We start from the raw sequence: 25140 nt of genomic DNA on the forward strand, positions 1-25140 counted from the left end.
ACGACGGAAGGAATGATCAAAGCGACGGAAAGAAGTCAAAGCGACGGAAAGAAAGGCTAGAGCGACGGATAGAACAGTCAAGGTGACGGAAAGAAGGGGCAAAACGACGGAAGGAATGATCAAAGTGACGGAAAGAAGTCAAAGCGACGGAAAGAAAGGCTAGAGCGACGGATAGATCAGTCAAGGTGACGGAAAGAAAGGGCAAAACGACGGAAGGAATGATCAAAGTGACGGAAAGAAGTCAAAGCGACGGAAAGAAAGGCTAGAACGACGGATAGAACAGTCAAGGTGACGGAAAGAAAGGGCAAAACGACGGAAGGAATGATCAAAGCGACGGAAAGAAGTCAAAGCGACGGAAAGAAAGGCTAGAGCGACGGATAGAACAGTCAAGGTGACGGAAAGAATGGCCAAAACGACGGATACACTTATCAAAGAGACGAAATAGCAGTAGCATTCGTTGTTTATTATTTGGTAATGTGGACGAAAGGAGTGATATTTTATGAAGTATTCAGCACAATATTTTATTGAGAAATTAAATTTAGCAGAGCATCCAGAAGGAGGGTATTATATATCCTCATTTAGAGCAGCTGAGGATATGACTGTAAGAGATGTGCAGAGACCAATTTATACGAGTATTTATTTCTTACTTCGTTCACAGGATATATCGCATTTGCATCGTTTGAAATCGGACGAACTTTGGTATTATCATGCTGGCAGTCCGTTAACAGTCCATATGATTTTCCCAGATGGTACATATGAGGCGAAGAAGCTAGGATTAAATGTTGAAGCAGGAGAAGTACCACAAATAGCAGTACCGAAAAATACTATATTTGGCTCATCCGTAGAGGATGTAGATACATTTAGTTTAGTAGGCTGTATGGTTGCACCAGGCTTTGACTTTGAAGACTTCGAATTATTTACACAGGATGAGCTTCTAACGGACTATCCACAGCACGAGGAAGTTATTCGAAAAATGGCTTACACGACAATTCAAGAATAGAAGAAAAGTAGCCGTCTCAAATCAGTTGAGACGGCTCATGCCATTGAAAAATGATTATATCAATGAAATTAAGTTGTCAAATTTAATAAGGTATGGCTCTTCGGCAAAAAGAGGGGTTAATTTCCGTTCCGGCGGGCGCTTTGTCGCTGACGCTTCGCTTTCGCACAGATAAAACATTTGTTGCTGACGCTTCGCTTTCGCACAGAGCAAAGCTTCCTGGGGCGTCCGATGAGCCGCTTGGGGCAACAGATGTTTTTTGTGCGAAAGCGTAGTGTAACGTAGCGGCAGCAACACGATGTTGGTCACGAAAGCGTTATCCAAAAATCACCGCTAATATGTGCTCCGGTTAACTGCTCAGTACGTTGAATTGACAGCATAGTCCCATCCCCTTAAATGGCTTTATTTTGGTGTGTATTTAAGTAGTTTGAATAGTTCTGTTCGTTCTTTATCTGTTAAATCGCGCCACTGCCCAACCTTTAAATTGCCAAGCTTAATATTCATAATACGAATGCGTTGTAGACGCTTAACGGAGTAGCCAAGTGCCGAACACATACGACGTATTTGACGGTTTAAACCTTGCTCTAAAACGACTTTAAAGACTTTATCAGATATTTTTTCAACATAACAAGGTAGGGTTGTAGTATCTAAAATATCTACACCAGTGCCCATTTTTTTGATGAATTGTTCCGTAATAGGTTTATCAACTTGCACGATATATTCTTTTTCATGATGGTTTTCTGCACGTAAAATTTTATTAACGATGTCCCCATCATTGGTCAGTAATAATAGCCCTTCTGACTCTTTATCCAGTCGTCCAATATGGAAAATACGAAGGGGGTGATTAACAAAATCAACGACATTTCCTTTTATATGACGTTCAGTTGTGCTTGTAATTCCTACTGGTTTGTTTAAGGCAATATAAACGAGCTGTTCTTCTTTTTTTACCTCTTTTCCATCAACACAAACCATGTCACCAGTCTCAACCTGACTGCCGACTGTAGCAAGTTCACCATTAATCGTTACTTTACCTTCTGCTATCCATTTATCTGCGCCTCGACGAGATACAATACCTGTTTCACTTAAATATTTATTAATCCGCATACTGTTCTCCTATACATTTATATTATTTTTAAGTATACATTATAGTTGGTCTCACCGTGAATCCTTGAGGCTTTTCTGATAAATATAGCCTCTCTAGGAAATCATTTTCCGTTGGCCTTCTCGTCGTTCATACTTCGTTCCATATGCTTTCATACCAACCTACTTTTTTAATAAAACTAGATTTTTAGTATTGATTCGAAAAAAAATTAAAAAAGTTGAAATTATTTTTCGTTTCTGACAATATATTGTGTAAGAGGGTATCTATGAAAATATTGTTATTTCGATATAAAATGGCGATATTTGTAGAATATTTTCTCATTATTTTGTGTAAAGGGGAGAAGTAAAATGGTTTATGCATTTCCAAACACTGAAGGATCGGTAGTTCAATTCAAAGAGAAATATGAAAATTACATTGGTGGGGAATGGACACCTCCAGTGAAAGGACAATACTTCGATAATGTTACACCTGTTACTGGACAAGTTTTTACACAATTAGCTCGTTCTACTGCTGAGGATATTGAACTTGCAATTGATGCAGCACATGCCGCGAAAGAAGAATGGGGCAAAACATCTCCAACAGAGCGTGCAAACATTTTACTTAAAATTGCGGACCGCATAGAACAAAACTTAGAAAAGCTTGCCGTTGCCGAAACATGGGATAACGGAAAAGCGGTACGTGAGACATTAAATGCAGATATCCCTCTTGCCATTGATCATTTCCGTTATTTTGCGGGGGCTTTACGTGCACAAGAAGGCGCGGTAAGCCAAATCGATAATGATACAGTCGCTTATCATTTCCATGAGCCAATTGGGGTAGTAGGTCAAATTATCCCTTGGAATTTCCCGTTATTAATGGCTGTTTGGAAGCTAGCACCTGCACTTGCAGCTGGAAACTGTGTAGTATTGAAACCTGCAGAGCAAACGCCAGCTTCGATTATGGTGCTCGTTGAATTAATAGAAGATTTATTGCCATCAGGTGTACTGAATGTTGTCAATGGCTTTGGTTTAGAGGCAGGGAAGCCGCTAGCATCGAATCCACGCATCGGTAAAATTGCTTTTACTGGTGAAACAACGACTGGTCGCTTAATTATGCAATATGCTTCACAAAACCTTATTCCTGTTACATTAGAATTGGGCGGCAAGTCACCAAACATCTTCTTTGAAGATATTATGGATGAAGATGATGCCTTTTTAGATAAAGCAGTTGAGGGCTTTGTATTATTCGCTTTAAACCAAGGTGAAGTATGTACATGTCCTTCTCGTGCACTAATCCAAGAATCTATTTACGATAAATTTATGGAGCGCGTCCTACAGCGTGTTGAATCGATTAAAGTTGGGAATCCACTTGATCCGAATACGATGATGGGAGCACAGGCTTCGAGTGAGCAAATGGAAAAAATCCTTTCTTACTTAGATATTGGTAAGCAAGAAGGTGCTGAATGTCTAATTGGAGGAGAGAAAAACAGTGTAGGAGCAGGCTTTGAAAATGGCTACTACATTAAACCAACTGTCTTCAAAGGACATAATAAAATGCGCATTTTCCAAGAAGAAATTTTCGGGCCAGTTGTTGCTGTAACAACATTTAAAACAAAAGAGGAAGCATTAGAAATTGCAAATGACACATTATACGGTCTAGGAGCAGGTGTATGGACTCGTGATATGAATACAGCTTATCGCTTCGGTCGAGGTATCCAAGCAGGTCGTGTTTGGACAAATTGCTACCATGCTTATCCTGCACATGCAGCGTTCGGTGGTTATAAAATGTCGGGTGTTGGTCGTGAAAACCATAAGATGATGTTAGCGCATTATCAGCAAACGAAAAACTTATTAGTTAGCTACAGCGAAAACAAACTTGGTTTCTTCTAATTAGTAGGGAGGTGCATGAGCGTGGTCGTGCGTGTTTTAGCAACAGAAGAAGCGCTAGCACTAATCGAATTATTGAAAGAAAAGCATGGGCCCATTATGTTTCATCAATCAGGTGGATGCTGTGACGGTTCCTCGCCGATGTGTTATCCAGAGGGAGACTTACTATTAGGCGATCAGGATATTTGCCTTGGAGAGATTGGTAGTACTCCCTTCTACATGCATAAAAATCAATATAACTATTGGAAGCATACACAAATAATCTTGGACGTTGTCGATGGTAGAGGTGGCATGTTTTCACTGGAAGGCGTTGAAGGTAAGAGGTTTTTAACAAGATCAAGAGCCTTTTCTGCTGAGGAATTAATAGAATTAGGGTTAATTTAAAGACTTTAGTGACAGCGGTAAAAAAATATTGCCGCTGTTTTTCTATGTTAATTTTTCTGGGAGAATGTATGTAAGGCTATATTTCTTGGAGAGTTACGTAATATCAAAAATAATTGTAATCGATCTGGTTGGGTTTCTTTGAATATGACTTTCTATTGGTCATTTCAATCAGTGTCTGCCCCTCCATTCATTTTTAATTATTTCTATTAAACCACTCATATTGAGTAACACGCACATTACATTAATGTTAATAGGTTAACTGTTACAAAGCCGAGATTCACGATTAAAAGATGGATATGACATTTGTAAAAACCTATACCATGCATAAAAGTTGATCTTCGTTACGGCTGGGCGACTCCTTGGGGATCAGCGATAGAGGAACGAAGGCTAAAACCATCACGTCTTGTGATAACGCCTTCGTGACCAACATCGGCTCATTGGACGCCCCTAGGAAGCTTTGTTCTGCGCGAAAGCGAAGCGACAGCAACAAATGTTTTATCTGTGCGAAAGCGAAGCGACAGACAAAGCGCCCAGACGGAACGGAAATCAACCCCTCGTTATGGCGATGAGTCAAAATGGATGAATCCTTTTTTGTTTTTTTACGTAAATATGGAAAAGGAGCGTGTTAAACATGGATTTTGTTATGATTGAAAATCAGTTTACAAATACAGTGGAGGATGTCTCAAAGGCTGCTGGTCGGACGGTTGATCGTAAAATTGTGTTGGCAATCGCTAGCAAATATGTGGCATCCGGAAAACCTTTTGATTCCGTTAAATATAAAAAAGTATTACAAGAAATGAAAAAGCAAACGTCATGGTCATCTCCGTTAAGAACAACGGTAGGTTATAGTATTGCTGCAAATTTGATGGAGCAAGAGGATACAGAACAAGCAGTAAAAAATTTGCTGACTAACGTTTGCATAATGAAGGAAGCCAAATTTAGAAGTGGGAATTTTAGTTTTATAGGAGCACAGTTTTTAACGGAAGAGGAAAGTGAGAAACGTGCACATGCACAGGCAGCACGTGCATTATTTGACGCAATTCGCAAACATCATCGTTTTTTAACATCATACGATGATATTCCCTATGCCGTATTGTTAAGTAGCCCATCTGACGACGCTGAGCTACGTGCAGAAACAATGAATCGTTATTATAAAGAATTACGTACATATAGTTTTAATGCAGGTAATGAGCTTCAATGGCTATCGCAAGTACTGACTTTTTTATCACCTCAATATGATAATAAGTTAGTGCCTAATGTTGTAACGATCCGTGACACACTAAAAAATCAGGATGTAAAGGTCAAGACGATGCACTATCCATTACTGGGCTTTTTAGCAATCCTTGAAGTGAATCAAGCACAGCTTCAACAGATTGTTGATTTATATCATGAGTTAAAGGATCTGAAACTTTTAAAATGGCATCGTGAATTCGTGTTATTTATGGCCACGCAAATTGCTATTTATGATATGGCAAAGGTACAACAATCCTTATCAATGTCGATCATGTCATCCATTGAATTGTTAATTCAAGCACAACAGGCAGCAATGTTAGCAGCAGTTAGTGCAGCAGCTGTAGCATCAAGCTCTTCGTGATAAAATAAGGAAGAACTTGATTTTTGGAGGTGCATTTGAAGGATGAAGGAAACAAAGCTTTGGATGAATGGCCAGTGGCAGAACGCAAAGGAAACATATGAACTGAAATCACCCTATAGTGGTGAGGTTATTGCAAAGGTAGCTAAGGCGTCAATTTCTGATGTTGAACGAGCAATAGAAGGTGCACAGGAGACATTCCAAACGTTTAAAAAGACAACAGCCTACGAACGTGCCGAAATATTATATAAAGTGGTCGACATCATGCGCCAACGTAAAGCGGAATTAGCTGAAATTTTGGCTATAGAGGCAGGTAAACCAATATCAGCAGGTTTAACCGAAATTGAACGTACAATAGCAACCTATCAATTTGCCGCAGAGGGAGCTAAGCAAGCAAAGGGTGAAACAGTACCGATGGATGCTGCACCTGGGGCAGGAGATCGTATTGGCTGGACAAAGCGAGAACCTCTAGGTGTAATTTCAGCCATTACACCGTTTAATTTTCCCTTTAATTTAGTGGCACATAAATTAGGTCCTGCCTTTGCAGTTGGAAATACGGTCGTCTTAAAGCCTGCGACGCAAACGCCATTAAGTTCTATCGTGATGGCGGAAATTTTCCAGCAAGCAGGTCTACCTAATGGCGCGCTTCAAATTATGACAGGTAGCGGTGGGGAGCTAAGTGATACACTTGTGACCCACCCGCTTGTGAAAAAAGTAACATTCACGGGAAGCGGTAAGGTTGGATTGGGCATTAAAGAAAAAGTAGGTTTGCGTAAAGTTACTTTAGAGCTTGGTTCCAATGCAGCTGTAATTGTCGAGCCATCGACACCGATTGATAAAATTATTTCGCGCTGTGTCGGCGGTGCCTTTAATTTTGCTGGACAAGTTTGTATCTCCTTACAACGTATTTATGTGCACGCATCTATTATGGATGAATTTACAAAGGCATTTGTAGCTGAGACGGAGAAATTAGTGGTAGGTGATCCACTAGATACAAATACTGATGTTAGTGCAATGATTAACCCAAAAGAAGTTGAACGTATGCGTCAATGGATTGAGGAAGCCAAGTCACAAGGTGCGGTAGTTGCTACAGGAGGAACATTTACGGAGCGTACTTTAACGCCGACTGTAATGACGAATGTGACGGCGAATATGAAAATTGTTTGTCAGGAAACATTCGCGCCAATCGTCTCAATTGTTTCATATGAAACATTAGACGACGCTATTCGACTAGTGAATGAGTCGGAGCTTGGCTTAAATGCTGGAATATATACGAATGTATTACAAGATGCATTACAAGCAGCGGATGAATTACAGGCAGGTGCTGTTATGATTAATGATATTCCGACATTCAGGGTTGATAATATGCCATATGGTGGTGTAAAAATGAGTGGCTACGGACGCGAAGGCATTAAGTGGGCAATCGAAGAAATGACAGATATGAAATTTATTACGATGAAAAAATCATTCTAATTTGCATCAGCACTTTTTCTACGATACGATGGCGAAAGAACATTCATGAAGGGAAGTTGCAAGAACTATGACAAACAACGCAATACCGATGGGTCAGTCACGTACAGTTCAAACGCGTCTCGTATTACCGCCAGATACAAATAATCACAACTCCATTTTCGGTGGAAGAGTGTTAGCGTATATTGATGAAATTGCTGCAATTACAGCAATGAAGCATGCAAAAGGGCATGTAGTCACAGCCTCTATTGATTCAGTTGATTTTTTATCGGCAGCACATGTAGGGGCTATTTTAGAAATTGAAAGTATTGTTTCGTCAACGGGACGTTCTTCAATGGAAGTTTATGTTCGAGTTATTTCACGAAACATTGAAACTGGTGAGGAAAAGTTAACGACGGAATCCTTTGTAACGATGGTTGCAGTAGATGATGACGGAAAACCTAAGCCAGTTCCTGCAATTTATCCTGAAACAGATGTAGAAAAACGTCTGTTTGAAACTGGACCAGCGAGACGAGAGCATCGTAAACAAAAACGTGAGTTATCGCATTAAAAATAAAAAAGGGAAATTGACGTATGCTGTCAGTTTCCCTTTTTTGTGCTTACATTTTCAACTCATTTACCACATTAATTAGTGAATCGGAAGAAGAGGAAACTAGTGTAGCCCCTTGTGACAGTTCAGTAATCAAGTTAGAGATTGCTGAAATATCTCTTGATGTATTTACATACTGCTGTTGAATTCCAGAAACAGCATCGGCGATATCATTAAATGATTTAGATAAACTGTTTTGTGTATCTACGCTATGTTGAATCTTTTGATCAACGTTAATAACCGAAGTCGACATGGTTGTAATATTACTTTCTGTTTCTTTAATGAGATGGGAAACATTTTGTACAGCATTTTTTGTTTCCTCAGCAAGCTTACGAACTTCCTCTGCAACAACAGCAAAGCCTTTACCATGCTCACCTGCACGGGCTGCCTCGATAGAAGCATTCAGTGCTAATAAGTTCGTTTGATCGGCAATTCCTGTGACCAGTCCTACAATTTCCGATATTTTTTGAGAAGATGTGCGTAACTGGTTCATCGTAACTTCGAGGCTGTTTACACTTTGTAAAATTACCTGTATTAAATCATTTTGATCTTGCAGCTGCTGCTGTCCACGTCTGGATTTTTCCTGTGTATCAGCAACAAAGCTTAAGCCTTGCTTAGTAGCTACTGCGATATCATCTGTTTGAGAGGAAATGACTAATAAAGAAGCTGCTGTTTCTTCACTAATCTCATTGAGTTCCTCTGCCGTTTTTTGAATGGTAGTAACAAGTGCATGTTTTGTTTCACCGTCTACTGCACGAATGCGTTCCTCTTCTTTTTCATAGGCTTCGATTACAAGCTGCTGTTCAAAGTTAATGATTTTGCAGAAGGCATTGATAGCACGAATTGCATCATGTTTTGATATATCTAACTCATCTGTAAAGCGTGTAAAGGTAGCTGTTAACGATTGGAATGAGGCGATATACCACTTTGATTGTAGACCAATTCGAACATGGGTTTCGGCAATTGCCTTCCGTTCATTAATATAAGAGTCATTAATACGACTTTCAAAAATATCACTCAAATGTTTATGTAAAGTAACTTTTAAACGCTCAATTTGTGACGTTCTGTTTATAATTTCTAACAAATCTTGGCTCAAACTAATGGCTGCATAAAATTGATCCACCATTTCAGGAACTAAATCCTTAGCTAAAGGCTGTAGTTGTTTAATGATGGCTAAATCCTCAATTGTTAAATCTAAAAGCTGTAACTGTTTTTGAAGTTTTGGATGGTTTGATACATCCAATTGTACATTGCTCTTATAATTTTCAGGTGTTAATGTAATTGAGTAGCTAGAATCGCTCTTTTTTGTAAACCAACTCATCGTTGTTTGCTCCATTTCTTAAGTCCGTATTATGTATAGAATAGTAAACTAAATACCTATTAAATTGCTTGGGTTCGTTAATTTGCGGAATATATAGTATTTAATATATTCTACTATTTTTTGTACTATATTTGGTTGAAATTTTAGTTTATTTCTATATTTTTTTATCAATTACAGATGATTGTCAATTAAAAGTCATGAAATAGACTACTAAAAAGGTAATAGGTAAATTGAATTTGAAATAGGAAACCTGTAAAATACGAACTGTTTAGCTTGAACGTAACAATAGTTTTGAGGAGGTATTATATGGAGAAGAAACGTTTCAAATTTGTCATTCCGGTTATGGTAATTGTAGCAATTGGGTCGGTTTACATGTTAAGAAACTACTATGCTGAAGTACCAAACTTAGATCAACTATTAATTACTATCTGTGCAACATTAGTATCTGGGGTGCTCGCATACTTTTTATTTCCACAGCAAGGTGAAGATAAAGTTGATGACCGCGGTCCTTACTAATAGTGAAAGGCACCTTAGAAAAATCTCTAAGGTGCCTTCAGCTTGTCGACAAAAGAATAATTGGTGGATTTCCAAGCCGAGGGACACTTTCCGTGGGCTTGGCTTCAATCTTCTCGTCACTCCGTTCCTGTGATCCCGATTGTAATGTTAATATTCAAGGATAAACGATTACTTTTAAGTTTTAAATAAATTGAACCAACCTTTAAGTTTAAAGATTGCCAGCATAAATAAAGCGATAAGAATCATAATTCCGAGTACAACAAAGTAGCTAAATTTCCCATGTAGTTCGGGCATATAGTCAAAATTCATTCCATAAACACCGGCAATAAATGTTAGAGGAATAAAGATTGTTGAAACAATTGTTAAGGTCATCATAATGCCATTCATGCGACTAGAGCTCATCGCCATATAGCTATCACGCATATCAGCAGTGAGCTCGCGGTTAGATTCGATCATTTCGGTGAGTTTTAGCAGATGATCGTAAATATCTCCGAAATAAGCACGTTCTGATTTTTTAAGAGAAAATCGATAAGAGTTAAGGATACGATATAATAAATCACGCATTGGTAAAATGGTGCGTCTTAAATCGAGCAAATCACTACGGAATTCAAATACAATTTTCATGGCATTGGGGTTACTTTGGTATGTAAGCTCATCTTCAAGTTCATTTAAATGATCCTCAATTTTATAGACAAGTGGGAAATAGCTATCAACGATTTTATCGATTACCTGGTACGTTAAATACACTGTGCCACGTTCCCAATTCTTTGGCTGTTTTTCTAACATCTTTTGTACTCGATCTATTTCCGGTGCTACATTTTTGTGGAATGTGACAATATATTTATTAGAAACAAAAATATTTACTTCCTCAGATGTTAATTCTTCGTTCATCCTTTGAATAACAAAGAAATGGAAATCATCATAAAAATCGAGCTTTGGCCGCTGTAAACGCATTAAACAATCTTCTATAGCGAGTGGATGGAAGTGGAAAAATGTGTCTAACAGTAATTCTTCCTCATCGGTCGGACAATTAAAATCGACCCAGTACCATTCAAATTCGTTTTTGTGTATATCTTCAAGCGGAAATTCCTTTATAAGTTTTTGGTCTTTTGTAATTCCAAATGTGCGTATCACAGCATTCACCTCAATTCTTTTAATTCTATCCTAACAGGTGTATTGATCTTCACATGAAAGAATGCCTTAAGTTATCAATTATGCCTCGGCATAATTGCGTCCAGAATCGGCTTTGTGGTTAGGCATGCACGAGGGTTGACACGATGTCGGTCATTTCAGTAATGCCACAGGACGTGGTGTTCTTAGGCTGAGTTCCTCTATTTCAGCGGGTGTTTGGACACCTGTACCTGTCGCTACGCTTTCGGTACAAAAGACATTTGCTGAAAGAAGTTATACGCTTTCTTTATAACATATCCAACCGCCAAATAAAGTAGTGGCAAAGAATCTAGATGGTTTTGTAAAGCCTGCCTGCTGTAATAGTGATAAAATGTCCTCTTCACACATAAATGAAAGAGAACGGATGGATTTCTCCATTTCCGCTACGTCTGATGGTGAGAGCTTTGTATGCTGTAGCCAATAAGCACGCCATAAATTAAATTGTAGCTCGGTTTCTAAGGAACCTGGCTGCCCGTATTTTGAGACGAGCACAAATGGAGCATCAGGCTTTAAATTATTTGCTATTTCTTTTAATGTTGCAAGTTTCTCTTGATCATCTTGTATAAAATGAAGCACTAATACACAGCTTGCTGCATCAAATTTTACTGAAGACGGCTTAGTATCCAGTATAGTTCCTTGATATAAAGAAATATTATTAGGTAGAGATTTTAAACGTTCGCTAGCTATTTGTAGCATCGCTTCTGATGGATCGATGCCAACAAATGACCAATGAGGTCTTTTCTCAGCGAGCTGTAAAATTTCATTACCGCTTCCGGAACCAATTACTAAAAATTCAGCGTTCTCAGGTAATGCAGATTGATAAAAGGTTTGTGTTAAACGCAGCATTGCATCGTAGCTTGGTAGCGTACGACGAATACCTTTTTCATATTCATTTGCAAGTGTGTTATTAAATTCCATCAAGTATCACATGCCTTTCAAAAAAAATTTAATAAAGCCAATTCATATTTGAAACTATTTGAGGGGTAGTTCCGTAAAAAGTAGTACATAAACTAAAAAATTATATGGAAGGGTTGATATAAATGGAAACAAAATGGTCTAAGGTAATCATACACGCAAGTGCATTTTTTGCGCCATGGTTAGTACCTATTATATTTTTCTTAATTGGCTCGGATGAAGAGGTAAAGAGTGTTTCTGTGCAAGCTTTATTATTCCAAATTGTCATTGGAGCATTACTTACAATTTCGGGTATTTTAAGCTTCCTGCTCATTGGTATACCGTTCGTGATTGCTTTCGGCATTATGTATGTTATCGTACCAATTATCGGTATTGTGAAGGCTTTATCTGATGAGCCTTGGCGTTATCCAATTGTTGGTCGCTGGGTATAATTTTTATAGACGCAAGTATATGCTAGTTGCATATGCTTGCGTTTTTTCTTTTGCCGATAAGGGTATCTTATAGTTAAAACATTCGGTGGATTTTTTCTGTGTGCGAAATAATTGCAATTATTTTCAAGCGTTTTGTATAATATACTCAAAGAAAGTCAAAGATAGTCAAAGTCAGTGTAGTAAGCGAGGTGTATTCCTAAAATGCGTAATATATCAGACATCATAGAAGGCTACTTAAAGCAAGTACTTGAATTAGGTGGAGAAGGGCATGTTGAAATAAAACGTAGTGAAATCGCAGATAAATTTCAGTGCGTGCCCTCACAAATAAATTATGTAATTAATACAAGATTTACTGCCGAACGAGGTTACCTTGTTGAAAGCAAACGTGGTGGTGGTGGATACATTCGAATTTTACGTGTCCGCGCGAATTCACAAATTGATCTAATCGATGATGTCCTCAGGCAAATAGAAGGTGGGGCATCGCAAACAATGGCAGAAGATTTAGTTTATCGACTAATTGATGAGCAGGTAATTTCAAGGCGAGAAGCGAAAATAATATTAGCAGCAGTTGATCGTTCAACTATTGATTTGCAACTCCCGTTACGGGATCATATTCGAGCAAAAATTTTACGAGCGATGCTAACAACGATTAAATATGAACAGCAAAAATAAAAGAGGTGATGGAAATGATATGCGAACATTGTCAGCAGCGTAATGCGACAGTTACCGTAACACAAGTTCAAAGTGGTCAAAAGGTGGAGCACCATTATTGTGACGTCTGCGCCTCGCAGTTCCATCCATTTCATGCTGAATTTAAGCAAGAGCCAATATCTATTCAACAGCTATTATCTAATTGGTTTGGCTCACCTTCATGGCAGCAACAAAAAGTGGGTGAAAAACAGCAGGCACCACCACAACCGCAAACATGTCCACAATGTGGATTTACGTATAAACAGTTTTTAAAAGAAGGCAAATTTGGATGCCCTAGCTGCTATGACACCTTTAGCGAGCACTTACCGAAACTCTTTAACCGCATACAGGCTGGGCCTCAACATATAGGGAAAATGCCCGGTGCTCGAAGCAATGTTTATGTCATCAAAAAGCAAATTGAGGATATTCGTAAACGTATGAAGCTTGCTGTAGATAAAGAACAATTTGAAGAGGCAGCTAAGCTTCGCGATGAAGCGAAGGAACTTGAGAAGCAGGTACAATTTGAAGGTGGTGATGTGTCGTGATGATTGAATCGTTTTTAGAGCGTGCTACACCAATATGGATGAGTGTGGAGGACGATTATTCAGATATTGTCATTAGTACACGCATTCGCCTTGCTCGAAATTTAGATGGTTATCGTTTTCCATTAGCTTTTACAGAGGATGAAGCATTACATGTAGAACAGGCAGTTACACATGCAATAAAGGACAGTACAGAACTTCAAGAAAATTATTCATATTTTGCTATTAAGGATTTAACGCCTTTACAACGTCAAATACTTGTAGAAAAACATTTAATTAGTCCTCAGCTTGCAAAAAAAGAGCAAGTTGGCTCCATGCTCTTATCTGATGACGAATCAATTAGCATTATGGTGAACGAAGAAGACCATTTACGCATTCAATGTATGACAGCGAGTTTTCAACTTCAACAGGCATACGAGCAGGCCAATAAAATTGATCGTACCTTAGAGAAAGCTTTGCCTTATGCATTCCGAGATACATTTGGTTATTTAACAAGTTGCCCAACAAATATTGGTACTGGTTTGCGAGCATCTGTCATGATGCACCTGCCAGCCCTTACACTCACGGCTCAGATGAATCAAATCATTAATGCAATGACACGATTAGGAATGACGGTAAGAGGAATATATGGAGAAGGTAGCGAAAATATAGGTAACGTTTACCAAGTGTCAAATCAGATTACACTAGGAAAAACAGAGGATGACATTTTAGCGGACATCCAAAGTGTCGCTGAAAAAATAATTCAAAAAGAACGGCATGCAAGAGGCAAGTTAATGGAAAAAGCAGAACTTGCTCTAGAAGACCGTGTGTACCGTGCTTTAGGTACGTTAACATATGCTCGAATTTTAACGAGTGAGGAAGCCGCTACCTGTCTATCAAATGTTCGTTTAGGCGTAGATTTACAGTTAATTGAAGGTATTAAAGCGACTAAATTAAACGAATGTGTAGTCAGTATGCAACCTGGATTTTTACAGAATTACGCAGGGGACGTTTTGCCGCCTGCTGAGCGAGATCGCGTACGGGCTGAAATGCTTCGTGAGGCACTGTCTCGAGAAAATGTGAGTAAGCCTATTATTCGGGGAAAAGGAGAGGATTCATTTGATGTTTAATCGTTTTACACAACGCGCACAAAAAGTATTACAGCTTGCACAAGAAGAGGCAATTCGTTGGAAGCACGAATCAATTGGAACAGAGCATATTCTTTTAGGGCTTATCCGTGAAGGTGGCGGTATTGCTGCAAAAGCATTAGAAGCCATTGATATTAGCCCTCAAATGATTGAAGCGGGTATTGAAGAACTTGTAGGGAAGGGGAAAGAGGATGTTGGCCCAATTGTCCACTACACACCTCGAGCTAAAAAAGTAATAGAGCTATCAGTCGATGAATCACGTAAATTAGGTCATTCCTATATTGGAACAGAGCATTTACTATTGGCGCTTATTCGTGAAGGTGAAGGGATAGCGGCTCGCGTATTAAATAATGCTGGTGTCGGATTGAATAAGGCTCGTCAGCAAGTGCTATTGTTATTAGGCAATAACGACAATGCTCAATCTGGTCAACAAGCTGCACAGGCTGCCAATACACCAACATTGGATAGTCTTGCTCGTGATTTAACGCAAATTGCTCGTGAAGGTACTTTAGATCCAGTCATTGGTCGAAGCAAGGAAATTACACGTGTTATCGAGGTTCTATCTCGCCGTACAAAAAATAACCCTGTATTAGTCGGGGAGCCAGGTGTTGGTAAAACAGCTATTGCTGAAGGCTTAGCGCAGCAAATTATTAATAATGAAGTGCCAGAAATTCTTCGTGATAAACGTGTTATGACACTTGATATGGGGACAGTTGTTGCTGGAACAAAATATCGCGGTGAATTTGAGGATCGCTTGAAAAAAGTAATGGATGAAATTCGCCAAGCAGGTAATGTTATTTTATTTATCGATGAACTGCATACATTGATCGGTGCAGGCGGTGCAGAAGGTGCCATTGATGCGTCAAATATTTTAAAACCATCTTTAGCACGTGGCGAGCTTCAATGTATTGGCGCGACAACACTTGATGAGTATCGCAAATATATTGAAAAGGATGCGGCATTAGAGCGCCGGTTCCAACCAATTCAAGTTGATGAGCCGACTGTAGAAGAAGCGATCCTAATTATTCAAGGTTTACGTGATCGCTATGAAGCACATCACCGTGTGAAAATTACAGATGAAGCAATTGAAGCGGCAGCAAAAATGAGTGACCGATATATTTCTGACCGTTTCTTACCAGATAAGGCGATTGACTTGATTGATGAAGCGGGTTCTAAAGTACGCTTACGTTCATTCGCGGTACCACCAAACTTAAAAGCGCTTGAAGATAAATTGGAAAATGTACGCTCTGAAAAGAATGCAGCCGTTTCTGGTCAAGAATTTGAAAAGGCAGCATCTTTAAGAGATACAGAGCAAAAGCTAAAAGATGAAATTGAAACTACGAGAAAAAATTGGAAGGAAGAGCAAGGTAAGGCTGAATCAAAAGTGACAGTGGATGATGTAGCAGCGGTAGTATCTATGTGGACTGGAATTCCAGTATCAAAAATTGCTTCCGAAGAATCTTCTAAGTTATTACAACTTGAAGAAGAGTTACACAAACGTGTTGTAGGTCAAGGAGAAGCGGTAGAGGCAATTTCTCGCGCAATTCGTCGTGCAAGAGCTGGATTGAAAGATCCGAAACGACCAATTGGTTCATTTATTTTCTTAGGCCCTACAGGGGTTGGTAAAACAGAGCTTGCTAGAGCATTAGCGGAAGTTATGTTTGGCGACGAGGATGCAATGATTCGCGTTGATATGTCTGAGTACATGGAAAAACATTCGACTTCACGTTTAGTTGGTTCACCTCCTGGCTATGTAGGCTTTGATGATGGCGGTCAACTAACAGAAAAGGTTCGTCGTAAACCATATTCTGTAGTATTACTAGATGAGATTGAGAAGGCTCATCCAGATGTTTTCAATATCTTACTTCAAGTACTTGAAGATGGCCGTTTAACAGATTCTAAAGGTCGAGTGGTAGATTTCCGCAACACAGTTGTTATTATGACATCAAACGTTGGTGCGGACGCTTTAAAATATCGTAAAAACCTTGGTTTCAATGTAGGTAGTACTGATACGAAGTATAAAGATATGAAGGGTACAATGCTCGAAGAATTAAAAAAAGCATTCCGCCCAGAGTTCTTAAACCGTATCGACGAAATGATCGTCTTCCACTCACTAGAAAAAGAACATTTAAAAGAAATCGTAGCGATGATGGCGAATGCTTTAACAAAACGTCTGAAAGAGCAAGACATTTCGTTAGAGTTAACGGAATCGGCTCTTGAAAAAATTGCAGAGGAAGGCTACGATCCTCAATACGGTGCTCGCCCACTACGTCGTTCATTACAAAAACAAGTAGAGGACCGTTTATCGGAAGAACTACTGAAAGGCAATGTAGAGAAGGGTAACCAAGTAATCATTGATTACGTGAATAATGAGTTTGTTGTGAAGAAAAAAGAGGAAGTATCTACTTCTAAATAATCTTCATATCATACGATAAAGTGAACCTTCGCTTTCGGTACAGATAAATTACTGCACATTCATGCGGGGTAAACATTTCATTTGAAAAGGACAGCAAGGCTATAGTGCCAAGCTGTCCTTTTTTATGTACAATAAACATAAGAACAAATATTCGAGGTGGATGCAATTTGGCAAAGAAAAAAACAAAATTTGTATGCTCAAGCTGTGGTTATGAATCTGCAAAATGGATGGGGAGATGTCCAGGGTGTGGGGAATGGAATAAGATGGTTGAAGAGGTGGAGGTCGTTGCAAAAGGGCCGCGCGGTGCATTCCAACATTCTGCTACGGTTACCCAAAAGGCCCTCCCGATTATGCAAATTGAAACTGCTGAGGAATCACGAGTTGCTACAGAAATGGGCGAGCTTAACCGAGTATTAGGAGGAGGCATCGTACCAGGTTCTCTTGTGTTAATTGGGGGAGATCCTGGGATTGGGAAGTCGACGTTATTATTACAAGTATCTGCGTTGCTGTCGAATAAGGGACATCGTGTGCTCTATATTTCCGGTGAGGAATCCATCCGTCAAACAAAGCTGCGTGCAGAACGTTTAGGGGTGATCTCACAGGAGCTTTATATATATTCTGAAACGAATTTAGAGTTTTTAAATCAGACCATTGATGATGTGCAGCCAAAGTTTGTTATTGTCGATTCTATTCAAACTGTTTTTCATCCAGAGATAACGAGTGCACCTGGTAGTGTATCACAAGTGCGTGAATGTACAGCAGAACTTATGCGAATTGCAAAAACAAAAGGAATTGCCATATTTTTAGTCGGACATGTAACAAAAGAGGGGCAAATTGCAGGACCACGTATTTTGGAGCATATGGTTGATACGGTATTGTATTTTGAAGGAGAACGACATCATAATCACCGTATTTTACGCAGCCAAAAAAACCGCTTTGGCTCTACGAATGAAATTGCAATTTTTGAAATGCTTCAGGGGGGCTTAAAGGAAGTGTTAAACCCGTCTGAGTTGTTCCTACAGGAGCGTTCACAGGGTGCGGCTGGATCAACAATCGTAGCCTCAATGGAAGGTACACGGCCAATTCTAGTTGAAATTCAGTCACTGGTAACACCAACAAGCTTTAATTATCCGAAACGAATGGCAACGGGTGTCGATCAAAATCGTGTGCAACTGCTTATGGCTGTCCTTGAAAAGAGAATGGGTCTCATGCTACAGGCACAGGATGCATATATTAAAGTTGCTGGCGGCGTGAAGCTTGATGAGCCTGCCATTGATTTGGCTGTGTTGACAAGTATTGTTTCGAGTTTTAAGGATCAAGCTGTTCGGGCAACGGATTGCTTTATTGGGGAAGTAGGTTTGACAGGCGAGGTGCGTCGTGTATCTCGTATTGAACAACGTGTGATCGAGGCAGCAAAGCTCGGATTTAAGCGGGCCTTCATACCAGCCTCAAATATCGGTGGTTGGGATTTCCCTCAAGGTATTGAGATTGTTGGTGTAGAAACGATAAAGGATGCATTGAATGCTTGCTTTAGAGAGCTATAAAGAAGTTTGTGCATGTTGGACAATGTTCTGACATGCACTTTTAATTGCATGAGTGGAGATTTGTTTTTTTAAAATTCATAGATAGAAGGTAGGAAACTCAAAGAGGGGAAATGGCGTCTATGATAACGTCCGTGAAAATGCTTGTTTAATGCCGAGCTGGTGCCAAAGAGCATTTCGGATTTTAGAATTTTAGAAATTGATTTTCAGTAGACTTGGGATGATCAATTGATGGATGAAATTACCGATGCTTTGATAGGGTCATAAAAGATTTTCTGCAGTAAACTATGTATAATTATATATTAAGAATGGGAGGTGACAGTTTATGAAAAAATTTGTTCAAATTGCTTTTTTACTGATTGGAGGAGCATTAGGCCTTGTTTTCTTACCGCCATTATACGAATTGCTTCATTTATCATCTAATCCTTGGCTTGATAACCCTTATGTATCAGTAGCTTTAGGAGCGCTTTTACTATTTACATTATCATTTGCCTTTTCAGATTATTTTGTAAGGCTCATTAGCTGGATGGAAGAGGTGCTATTTAAAGTACCGGTTGGTGACTTATTATTTGGTACACTTGGACTTGTTATTGGACTAATCGTTGCGTATTTCTTAGGATTTGCAATCGATAGTATTGATTTACCGAGTTTTACAAAGGTTTTACCAATTATACTGTCATTTATGCTTGGGTATTTAGGGTTCCGTGTAGGCTTTAAAAAGCGAGATGAATTAATCCAGCTATTTACTTTGCGTGGTAATACTTCAAAGAAAAAATTAGCGGAAGGTGTAGAGGCTCAAGAGGTACGAGGAAGCTATAAACTGTTAGATACTAGTGTTATTATTGATGGTCGTATTGCAGATATTTCTGAAACAGGCTTTATAGAAGGTACACTAGTTGTACCCCAATTTGTCCTTACTGAGCTCCAGCACATTGCTGATTCTTCGGATACATTGAAGCGTACAAGAGGTCGCCGCGGCTTAGATATTTTGAAAAAATTACAAGATGAACGTATGACGAAGGTTGAGATTACTGAAGAGGATTTTGAGGATGTTCAAGAGGTTGACTTAAAGCTAGTCCGCCTTGCAAAGAAAAGGGGCTACGATACACAAATTGTGACGAACGACTTTAACCTTAACAAAGTTTGCGAGCTACACCACGTTAAAGTGCTAAACATCAATGATTTAGCAAATGCAGTCAAACCTGTCGTAATTCCAGGTGAGGATATGCAAGTGATGGTCATTAAAGATGGGAAAGAGCATAATCAAGGGGTTGCTTATTTAGATGATGGCACAATGATCGTTGTTGAAGGTGGACGTAGCTATATAGGACAGGCAATTACAGTAACCGTAACAAGTGTTCTTCAAACATCAGCTGGTCGTATGATTTTTGCTAAACCAAAGGATGACTAGGAAGTGGGAAATGTGCAATATGAAGTAGTATTGCCTGCTGCGGGAAGCGGAAAGCGAATGGGTGCAGGGCAAAATAAGTTATTTTTAAATCTTTTAGAAAAACCGATCCTCATACACACACTGGAGGTATTTGAACAGGATGGTCAGTGTACGGGTATTTGGCTTGCAGTAAAGCCTGAAGAGCGTGTATTTATTCAAGAAATGCTAGAGAGGTATGGAATTACTAAAGTTAAAGGTTTACCTGATGGTGGAGCAGAGCGACAGCATTCCGTCCATTCGTGCATGAAAGAGATGAAGCAGGTTGATATTGTGCTTGTGCATGATGCTGCGCGTCCATTTATTACTCACGACATTATAGCGAATCTTGTGCAAAGTGCGCATGATTTTGGCGCTGCGATTGCGGGTGTTCGTGCGAAGGATACGATGAAAAAAGTACGTGATGGTGTTATTGAAGAGACGATTGATCGAGAAAGCTTATGGATGATTCAAACCCCACAAGCGTTTCAATTTGATTTGATTGTAGAGGCAGAGGATGTCGCTGAGAAGGTGGGCTTCCTTGGTACCGATGAGGCAATGCTTGTTGAACGTCTTGGTCATGAGGTGCATATTGTAGAAAGTAGCTACGAAAATGTAAAAATGACGACGCAAGAGGATTTAGTTTTCGGTGAAGCGATCTTGCGTAAACGTGCTTTGGGTTGCTAATGTGGAAGAATGTGAAAGAGACGAGGTGTAAAAAGCCGAGTCTCTTTTTTGCATTAGGACCAGTATTATGTTTTAGAATATAGAATAGAAAACATCACTAAATGCGTTATTCTACGGCCAGTAATTTAAGAGTGTCAATCTTTTAAATGGGGGAGATTCAACTGAGAGACATTAGTACTTGGGAAAGAATAGGTTACGGTGGAAAAAGTACGCTAGAAAAAGAAGAGCTAATTGCTCCATCTACTAACGAAAAATATTTAATTAAGTACCCTCGTCAGTTTCAAGTAGGTGTTTCGTGGGAAGATATAACAGAATTAATTGCTGCTGATATAGGGGAATTAATTGGGTTACGAATGATGGATGTTGAAATTGTTTTACGACATGAAAAGAGAGGAAGCCTTTTAAAGAATTTTATTCCTAACAATGTAATGAATGAGGAGGGTGGAGCTTTACTTAGTATGTTAGATGGGTATGAAGAGTTTATTAACTCATCTTTGAAAGGACATGAACTTATTGAACAAGGCTTTCATTTTATAAAACAGTTATATTTTTGGGAACAAATTAAGGAAGATTTTATTAATATGAATTATTTTGATATATTAATTGGTAATCAAGATAGACATCCTTATAATTGGCTAATTTTATTTGAATCTACGAAAAAACAAACATTTTCACCGATTTATGATAATGGAGCATCATTAGGCTTTAGATTTGATGATTCGCAGCTAGTGAATCATATTAAAGACAATCTTTTATTAGAGAAATATATACGTAAATCAACTGTAAAAGCCGGGTTATTTGAAAAAAAGAAAGTCCAAGCTTCAGAGATGATACAGTATTTGAACATGCATTATAAACAGGAATCAGAACCAATAATTAAACGAATAAAGAGCTTTGATTTTCATCAATTTTATAAGAAAATTGAAGTGTACGATATATTAAGTAATACGCAAAAAGAATGGTTGAAATTAATCGTTTCCCATAGAAGGGAAAGTATTCTAAAATGGTTGAGAGAGGAGGAGTAATTATGAATAAACATCAATCTTTATGGCTTGTTTGGCAGAATGCAGAGACACGTTTGTTTTATCATATTGGTACATTGTCTTTTACAAATAATCAATATGAATTTTACTATACGTGGCAAAGTGCGAGTGGTCAAAAAGTGAAAGATGCTTTAGAGAATGGTTATATGTTACATCCTTCATTCCCTGATTTACAAAAATGCTATAAGGCTAACGAATTGTTTGCAGCATTTGATCGGCGCCTACCATCAGAGAAGCGAGCGGATTTTACACAAATTATAAGTGAGCTACATCTAAGTGCAGCTCCGTCAAAAATGGAGCTATTAGAGCAAACTAGAGGTAAATTAGCGACAGACACTTATTCTTTTGAAAAGCCATTAAAGGTGGAAAACGATAAGCTTGTTACAGCATTTTTTGTCCATGGCATGCGACATCAACAAGACTTACCTACTAACTGGGCAGATATTGTGAAAATGACAAATAGAGTCTATTTACAAGCAGAACCAGAAAATCCTGTAGATAAAAATGCAATTGCTATTTATGCAGGGATGGGGACGAAGTTAGGTTTTGTTCCCCGGTTTTATGCGACTGGTATTTCAGCATTACTGAAGAGAGGTCTTCAACCTACTATTCAAGTGGATACAATTAATGATAAATCTACACCAGACTGGTGGTTAAAAGTTGAACTTAAAAGTAATTTTAATGAACTATCGCCAGAGGAGTTAAAACAGCTAGATCCGTTATTTGAATATGTCATTTAATTTATACAAAACCCCGCAGAGGAGTACTATTCACTTCTCTACGGGATTTTATTTTGAGTTTAAGTAGACTACTTCTCTTGTTTCTCATCCATTAACTACTCTTCTTAAGCATTCACCGTTTGCTTAAATGTGGTCTGTTTCTTTTTGCAGAGAAAATCCACTATTTCATAATACTCTTTAATTCCTCTATAAAAGCAGACCGTCTTGGGTAAGTTTGCAGTAAATCAGCAATTAACCGTTCTGCTTCTATGGCATAGCCAGCCTTCCGCATAATATTGATAGAACGACAGACATCTTTATAATTTTTTCGATTAGTGGAAGATTGAGCATCGATAGTGACGGCGTCAATGAAGAGTGCACAAACTTCTTCATAGTACTGCTCTTTAATGAATTGATAATAGTCCTCTATTCGTGTTGGGTATTTTTTGCAATAGTCTAGAATACGTTTAGTTTGTTGTTCTTCTACAATAAGTCTTGCATATAAGTGTGAATTGGCAAGGCTATTTAATAATTCTTCTAGAACCTCAGGCCATTGTTCAGTAGAGTGAAGAGCTTTGAATTCCTTGTAAAAATCATAATCACCTTGTTGTAATAGCTTTAAAGCTAATTCACGCATTTCTTCTGTATGCCCTAAATGCTGATGAGCTATAAAAGCATAGCGTTGCCACATGCTCACAATGCCAGGAAGTTGTTGATCTTGCTGGATCCCATCCGCTGTCAATTGTAATGTTTTTTCATATTCGCCATGGTTAATGGCAGATTGAATAAGTTGTTCACGCATATGGTAGTCCTCAATATGCTTTTCCAAAAATGCCTCTACTTCCTTACTACTGTATTTATTCTGCAATAAGTGAAGCTCAATCTGCTTTAACTCTTTATTAATATATTGTGCATTCCAATCATCTGATGTACTTTCCATCGAATGAATAAGGGTTTTGAATTGCTCTTCAATCGCATCATCCATACAAAGAGGAACACAGGCATGGAGCAAATGAATTCGACAGTCTACCCAGCCATCTAACTCGTGTTGCATTGCTTTTTGAATAACAAGTTCATATACTGTTTCATACTGCTCTTTTGACCAAAGACTAACTCCTTCTTCAATCGCTTGACTAATTAATTCAAGACTTTCATTTATGGCATCACCGAAATGACCATCGGAATCATCACCATATTGTAGTGCCTCTAATGTGTATTGAAGGCACAGAAAACTAAGCTCAATAGCTGTAATATAATTCTCTTCGTCAATATGCTCCTTAGCGTGTTGAAGTGTTGAGTAGACACCTTTTAGTGCTTTCGATGCCCGATGACGTGGGATAAAACCGCTACGCCCCTCCTGCCCGCTTTTTAGATGCTGGACAATCATTTTTTTAGCGGCCTTTACTATATCTGTTGGCTCCATTAGTCGCATTTCTAATTCTTGCAAAAAATTCGGGGAGTTCTTCCCAACTGTTAGAATTAGGCTTATTAAATTTTCTTTTGTTTGTGTTGTTAGCAATTGCTGTAATGTTGATTTTTTGACTTTAGATGATCTATATACTGGTGCAGGAGGGTTGTTAAGCTGTTCCTTAATCGCGTATAGCACAGCGGCAATATGCTTGCAATCATCATCGAAAGGGCAGTCACAATTCGCATATGTAATATCGCCATTTGATGTGATGACGACGTCTACAGTATACGGTTCAGTTCCTTCAACCTCTGCCTGCCAATTGCTATTGTCAATTTGCATAATATCAATGACATGATTTTTTACATAATAATCGTGTCCACGCTGTACAATTACTTTTTTAAATTGCTTTTCAAAAGTATTGATGTTCATTTTAGTCCCGCCTTATCGTATTAGATTAATGCAAGCATAACAAAAAATACGAGGGAAATGAGAGCTCAATAGTATATAACTTTGTCGAGACACTCATTTCCTAGGAAATATGTTAAAATGTGAGGGTATAATATAGAGTAAATATAAAAGTGAAAGAAGGTGAATGAGACTGCCTTATGAGCTGAATAGACGCTTTTTAAGTCTGCATATTTTTTGAAGTAAATGGGCTTCGTGTGGTGGATTTTATTTATCTTATTAGACAGTCTCAAAATCATATGTTTCGAGTGGGACAAGGATTTGACGTGCATGCATTTGAAGAAGGGCGTCCATTAATTATTGGTGGTATAACAATTCCTCATGAAAAAGGGTTAGTAGGGCATTCGGATGCAGATGTTTTATTACACACTGTAACAGATGCAGCGTTAGGGGCTATTGGTGAGGGAGATATCGGTCGTCATTTCCCAGACACAGATCCTGCGTTCAAAGATGCTGATTCAGCGAAATTATTAGAGCATATTTGGAAGATTGTTGAGGACAAGGGGTATGTTCTAGGCAATGTGGATTGTACGATTATGGCACAACGTCCGAAAATGGCACCATATATTGAACAAATGCAAAATCGTATTGCTGAATTACTTCATGCAGAGCCTTCTCAAGTGAATGTTAAAGCAACAACAACTGAACGTTTAGGTTTTACAGGTCGCGAGGAAGGGATTGCGGCTATGGCGACAATCCTATTGATGAAGAAGTAAAAGCAG

Annotated in this window: 24 protein-coding genes; 18 read left to right on the top strand and 6 right to left on the bottom strand. The window is 38.7% G+C overall.

The window, feature by feature from the left end:
* Positions 1-499: 499 nt before the first annotated feature.
* The gene (locus ACFXN8_RS20125; RefSeq protein WP_386847417.1) at positions 500-1000 is read left to right on the top strand and encodes a cupin domain-containing protein; all 501 of its coding nucleotides are present in this window, start codon (positions 500-502) and stop codon (positions 998-1000) included.
* A 54-nt stretch (positions 1001-1054) separates the two neighbouring features.
* Here the strand turns inward: ACFXN8_RS20125 and ACFXN8_RS20130 are convergent, their stop codons facing one another.
* Positions 1055-1306 (bottom strand): hypothetical protein, encoded by a 252-nt coding sequence (locus tag ACFXN8_RS20130; RefSeq protein ID WP_386847418.1) that lies wholly within the window; start codon positions 1304-1306, stop codon positions 1055-1057.
* A 93-nt stretch (positions 1307-1399) separates the two neighbouring features.
* Positions 1400-2101 carry a 23S rRNA pseudouridine(2604) synthase RluF gene (gene rluF, locus ACFXN8_RS20135; protein WP_386847419.1) on the bottom strand — a complete coding sequence of 234 codons (702 nt, stop codon included), beginning with the start codon at positions 2099-2101 and terminating at the stop codon, positions 1400-1402.
* A 345-nt stretch (positions 2102-2446) separates the two neighbouring features.
* Here rluF and adh point away from each other — a divergent pair, with 345 nt between their 5' ends.
* From adh to ACFXN8_RS20160, 5 genes are all read left to right on the top strand, one after another.
* Positions 2447-3967 (top strand): aldehyde dehydrogenase, encoded by a 1521-nt coding sequence (gene adh / locus ACFXN8_RS20140; RefSeq protein WP_386847420.1) that lies wholly within the window; start codon positions 2447-2449, stop codon positions 3965-3967.
* Between the two features lie 21 nt (positions 3968-3988).
* On the top strand, positions 3989-4348 hold the full coding sequence (locus ACFXN8_RS20145; RefSeq protein WP_386847436.1) for a DUF779 domain-containing protein: 360 nt from the start codon (positions 3989-3991) through the stop codon (positions 4346-4348).
* 631 nt (positions 4349-4979) lie between these two features.
* Positions 4980-5942, top strand: a complete 963-nt coding sequence (locus tag ACFXN8_RS20150; protein WP_376074176.1) for a DUF4003 family protein — start codon at positions 4980-4982, stop codon at positions 5940-5942.
* 42 nt (positions 5943-5984) lie between these two features.
* Positions 5985-7412: an aldehyde dehydrogenase family protein gene (locus ACFXN8_RS20155; protein ID WP_386847421.1), complete on the top strand. Its 1428-nt coding sequence runs from the start codon at positions 5985-5987 to the stop codon at positions 7410-7412.
* Between the two features lie 67 nt (positions 7413-7479).
* The gene (locus ACFXN8_RS20160) at positions 7480-7959 is read left to right on the top strand and encodes an acyl-CoA thioesterase (RefSeq protein WP_386847422.1); all 480 of its coding nucleotides are present in this window, start codon (positions 7480-7482) and stop codon (positions 7957-7959) included.
* A gap of 49 nt (positions 7960-8008) precedes the next feature.
* Here the strand turns inward: ACFXN8_RS20160 and ACFXN8_RS20165 are convergent, their stop codons facing one another.
* On the bottom strand, positions 8009-9319 hold the full coding sequence (locus tag ACFXN8_RS20165; RefSeq protein WP_376074173.1) for a protoglobin domain-containing protein: 1311 nt from the start codon (positions 9317-9319) through the stop codon (positions 8009-8011).
* A 306-nt stretch (positions 9320-9625) separates the two neighbouring features.
* Here ACFXN8_RS20165 and ACFXN8_RS20170 point away from each other — a divergent pair, with 306 nt between their 5' ends.
* Positions 9626-9835, top strand: a complete 210-nt coding sequence (locus ACFXN8_RS20170) for a hypothetical protein (RefSeq protein ID WP_376074172.1) — start codon at positions 9626-9628, stop codon at positions 9833-9835.
* A gap of 174 nt (positions 9836-10009) precedes the next feature.
* On the opposite strand, the gene corA is transcribed toward ACFXN8_RS20170, so the two are convergent.
* Together corA and ACFXN8_RS20180 are read right to left on the bottom strand one after the other, a co-directional pair.
* Positions 10010-10969: a magnesium/cobalt transporter CorA gene (corA, locus tag ACFXN8_RS20175; RefSeq protein WP_376074171.1), complete on the bottom strand. Its 960-nt coding sequence runs from the start codon at positions 10967-10969 to the stop codon at positions 10010-10012.
* A 270-nt stretch (positions 10970-11239) separates the two neighbouring features.
* The gene (locus ACFXN8_RS20180) at positions 11240-11923 is read right to left on the bottom strand and encodes a class I SAM-dependent methyltransferase (protein ID WP_386847423.1); all 684 of its coding nucleotides are present in this window, start codon (positions 11921-11923) and stop codon (positions 11240-11242) included.
* 122 nt (positions 11924-12045) lie between these two features.
* On the opposite strand from ACFXN8_RS20180, the gene ACFXN8_RS20185 reads away from it, so the two are divergent.
* The 10 genes from ACFXN8_RS20185 to ACFXN8_RS20230 all read left to right on the top strand — a co-directional run bounded on the left by ACFXN8_RS20185 (position 12046) and on the right by ACFXN8_RS20230 (position 22563).
* Entirely contained in the window at positions 12046-12351 is a 306-nt protein-coding gene (locus tag ACFXN8_RS20185; RefSeq protein ID WP_376074170.1) for a magnetosome magnetite crystal formation protein family, read from the top strand.
* Positions 12352-12552: 201 nt separating this feature from the next.
* On the top strand, positions 12553-13023 hold the full coding sequence (locus tag ACFXN8_RS20190; RefSeq protein ID WP_386847424.1) for a CtsR family transcriptional regulator: 471 nt from the start codon (positions 12553-12555) through the stop codon (positions 13021-13023).
* 14 nt (positions 13024-13037) lie between these two features.
* Entirely contained in the window at positions 13038-13586 is a 549-nt protein-coding gene (locus tag ACFXN8_RS20195) for a UvrB/UvrC motif-containing protein (protein ID WP_386847425.1), read from the top strand.
* Positions 13583-14692, top strand: coding sequence for a protein-arginine kinase McsB (gene mcsB / locus ACFXN8_RS20200; protein WP_376074168.1), 1110 nt, complete (start codon positions 13583-13585; stop codon positions 14690-14692). Before ACFXN8_RS20195 ends, mcsB begins: the two co-directional genes overlap by 4 nt.
* Complete coding sequence (locus ACFXN8_RS20205) at positions 14682-17126, top strand: ATP-dependent Clp protease ATP-binding subunit (RefSeq protein ID WP_376074167.1); 2445 nt, start codon at positions 14682-14684, stop codon at positions 17124-17126. Before mcsB ends, ACFXN8_RS20205 begins: the two co-directional genes overlap by 11 nt.
* Before the next feature lie 167 nt (positions 17127-17293).
* Positions 17294-18670: a DNA repair protein RadA gene (gene radA / locus ACFXN8_RS20210; RefSeq protein WP_376074166.1), complete on the top strand. Its 1377-nt coding sequence runs from the start codon at positions 17294-17296 to the stop codon at positions 18668-18670.
* Between the two features lie 322 nt (positions 18671-18992).
* Entirely contained in the window at positions 18993-20078 is a 1086-nt protein-coding gene (locus tag ACFXN8_RS20215) for a PIN/TRAM domain-containing protein (protein WP_386847426.1), read from the top strand.
* A gap of 12 nt (positions 20079-20090) precedes the next feature.
* Complete coding sequence (gene ispD / locus ACFXN8_RS20220) at positions 20091-20780, top strand: 2-C-methyl-D-erythritol 4-phosphate cytidylyltransferase (RefSeq protein ID WP_386847437.1); 690 nt, start codon at positions 20091-20093, stop codon at positions 20778-20780.
* A 146-nt stretch (positions 20781-20926) separates the two neighbouring features.
* A complete protein-coding gene (locus tag ACFXN8_RS20225) occupies positions 20927-21805 on the top strand; it encodes a HipA domain-containing protein (protein ID WP_386847427.1) in 879 nt (292 codons plus the stop codon).
* A 2-nt stretch (positions 21806-21807) separates the two neighbouring features.
* Positions 21808-22563: an HIRAN domain-containing protein gene (locus tag ACFXN8_RS20230; RefSeq protein WP_386847428.1), complete on the top strand. Its 756-nt coding sequence runs from the start codon at positions 21808-21810 to the stop codon at positions 22561-22563.
* 160 nt (positions 22564-22723) lie between these two features.
* Here the strand turns inward: ACFXN8_RS20230 and ACFXN8_RS20235 are convergent, their stop codons facing one another.
* Entirely contained in the window at positions 22724-24382 is a 1659-nt protein-coding gene (locus ACFXN8_RS20235) for an SWIM zinc finger family protein (protein ID WP_386847429.1), read from the bottom strand.
* A 275-nt stretch (positions 24383-24657) separates the two neighbouring features.
* Here ACFXN8_RS20235 and ispF point away from each other — a divergent pair, with 275 nt between their 5' ends.
* Positions 24658-25134, top strand: a complete 477-nt coding sequence (gene ispF / locus ACFXN8_RS20240; protein WP_053482833.1) for a 2-C-methyl-D-erythritol 2,4-cyclodiphosphate synthase — start codon at positions 24658-24660, stop codon at positions 25132-25134.
* Positions 25135-25140 lie beyond the last annotated feature (6 nt).

Origin of the sequence: Lysinibacillus sp. NPDC059133 (genome assembly GCF_042755925.1) — a bacterium.
Taxonomy (GTDB): domain Bacteria; phylum Bacillota; class Bacilli; order Bacillales_A; family Planococcaceae; genus Lysinibacillus.

Bases quoted from the DNA above. Each gene is read 5' to 3' on its own strand.
- ACFXN8_RS20125 (WP_386847417.1), top strand. From the start codon at position 500: ATGAAGTATTCAGCACAATATTTTATTGAGAAATTAAATTTAGCAGAG.
- rluF (WP_386847419.1), bottom strand. From the start codon at position 2,101: ATGCGGATTAATAAATATTTAAGTGAAACAGGTATTGTATCTCGTCGA.
- adh (WP_386847420.1), top strand. From the start codon at position 2,447: ATGGTTTATGCATTTCCAAACACTGAAGGATCGGTAGTTCAATTCAAA.
- ACFXN8_RS20150 (WP_376074176.1), top strand. From the start codon at position 4,980: ATGGATTTTGTTATGATTGAAAATCAGTTTACAAATACAGTGGAGGAT.
- ACFXN8_RS20155 (WP_386847421.1), top strand. From the start codon at position 5,985: ATGAAGGAAACAAAGCTTTGGATGAATGGCCAGTGGCAGAACGCAAAG.
- ACFXN8_RS20160 (WP_386847422.1), top strand. From the start codon at position 7,480: ATGACAAACAACGCAATACCGATGGGTCAGTCACGTACAGTTCAAACG.
- ACFXN8_RS20165 (WP_376074173.1), bottom strand. From the start codon at position 9,319: ATGAGTTGGTTTACAAAAAAGAGCGATTCTAGCTACTCAATTACATTA.
- ACFXN8_RS20170 (WP_376074172.1), top strand. From the start codon at position 9,626: ATGGAGAAGAAACGTTTCAAATTTGTCATTCCGGTTATGGTAATTGTA.
- ACFXN8_RS20180 (WP_386847423.1), bottom strand. From the start codon at position 11,923: ATGGAATTTAATAACACACTTGCAAATGAATATGAAAAAGGTATTCGT.
- ACFXN8_RS20185 (WP_376074170.1), top strand. From the start codon at position 12,046: ATGGAAACAAAATGGTCTAAGGTAATCATACACGCAAGTGCATTTTTT.
- ACFXN8_RS20190 (WP_386847424.1), top strand. From the start codon at position 12,553: ATGCGTAATATATCAGACATCATAGAAGGCTACTTAAAGCAAGTACTT.
- ACFXN8_RS20195 (WP_386847425.1), top strand. From the start codon at position 13,038: ATGATATGCGAACATTGTCAGCAGCGTAATGCGACAGTTACCGTAACA.
- ACFXN8_RS20215 (WP_386847426.1), top strand. From the start codon at position 18,993: ATGAAAAAATTTGTTCAAATTGCTTTTTTACTGATTGGAGGAGCATTA.
- ACFXN8_RS20225 (WP_386847427.1), top strand. From the start codon at position 20,927: ATGGGGGAGATTCAACTGAGAGACATTAGTACTTGGGAAAGAATAGGT.
- ACFXN8_RS20230 (WP_386847428.1), top strand. From the start codon at position 21,808: ATGAATAAACATCAATCTTTATGGCTTGTTTGGCAGAATGCAGAGACA.
- ACFXN8_RS20235 (WP_386847429.1), bottom strand. From the start codon at position 24,382: ATGAACATCAATACTTTTGAAAAGCAATTTAAAAAAGTAATTGTACAG.
- ispF (WP_053482833.1), top strand. From the start codon at position 24,658: ATGTTTCGAGTGGGACAAGGATTTGACGTGCATGCATTTGAAGAAGGG.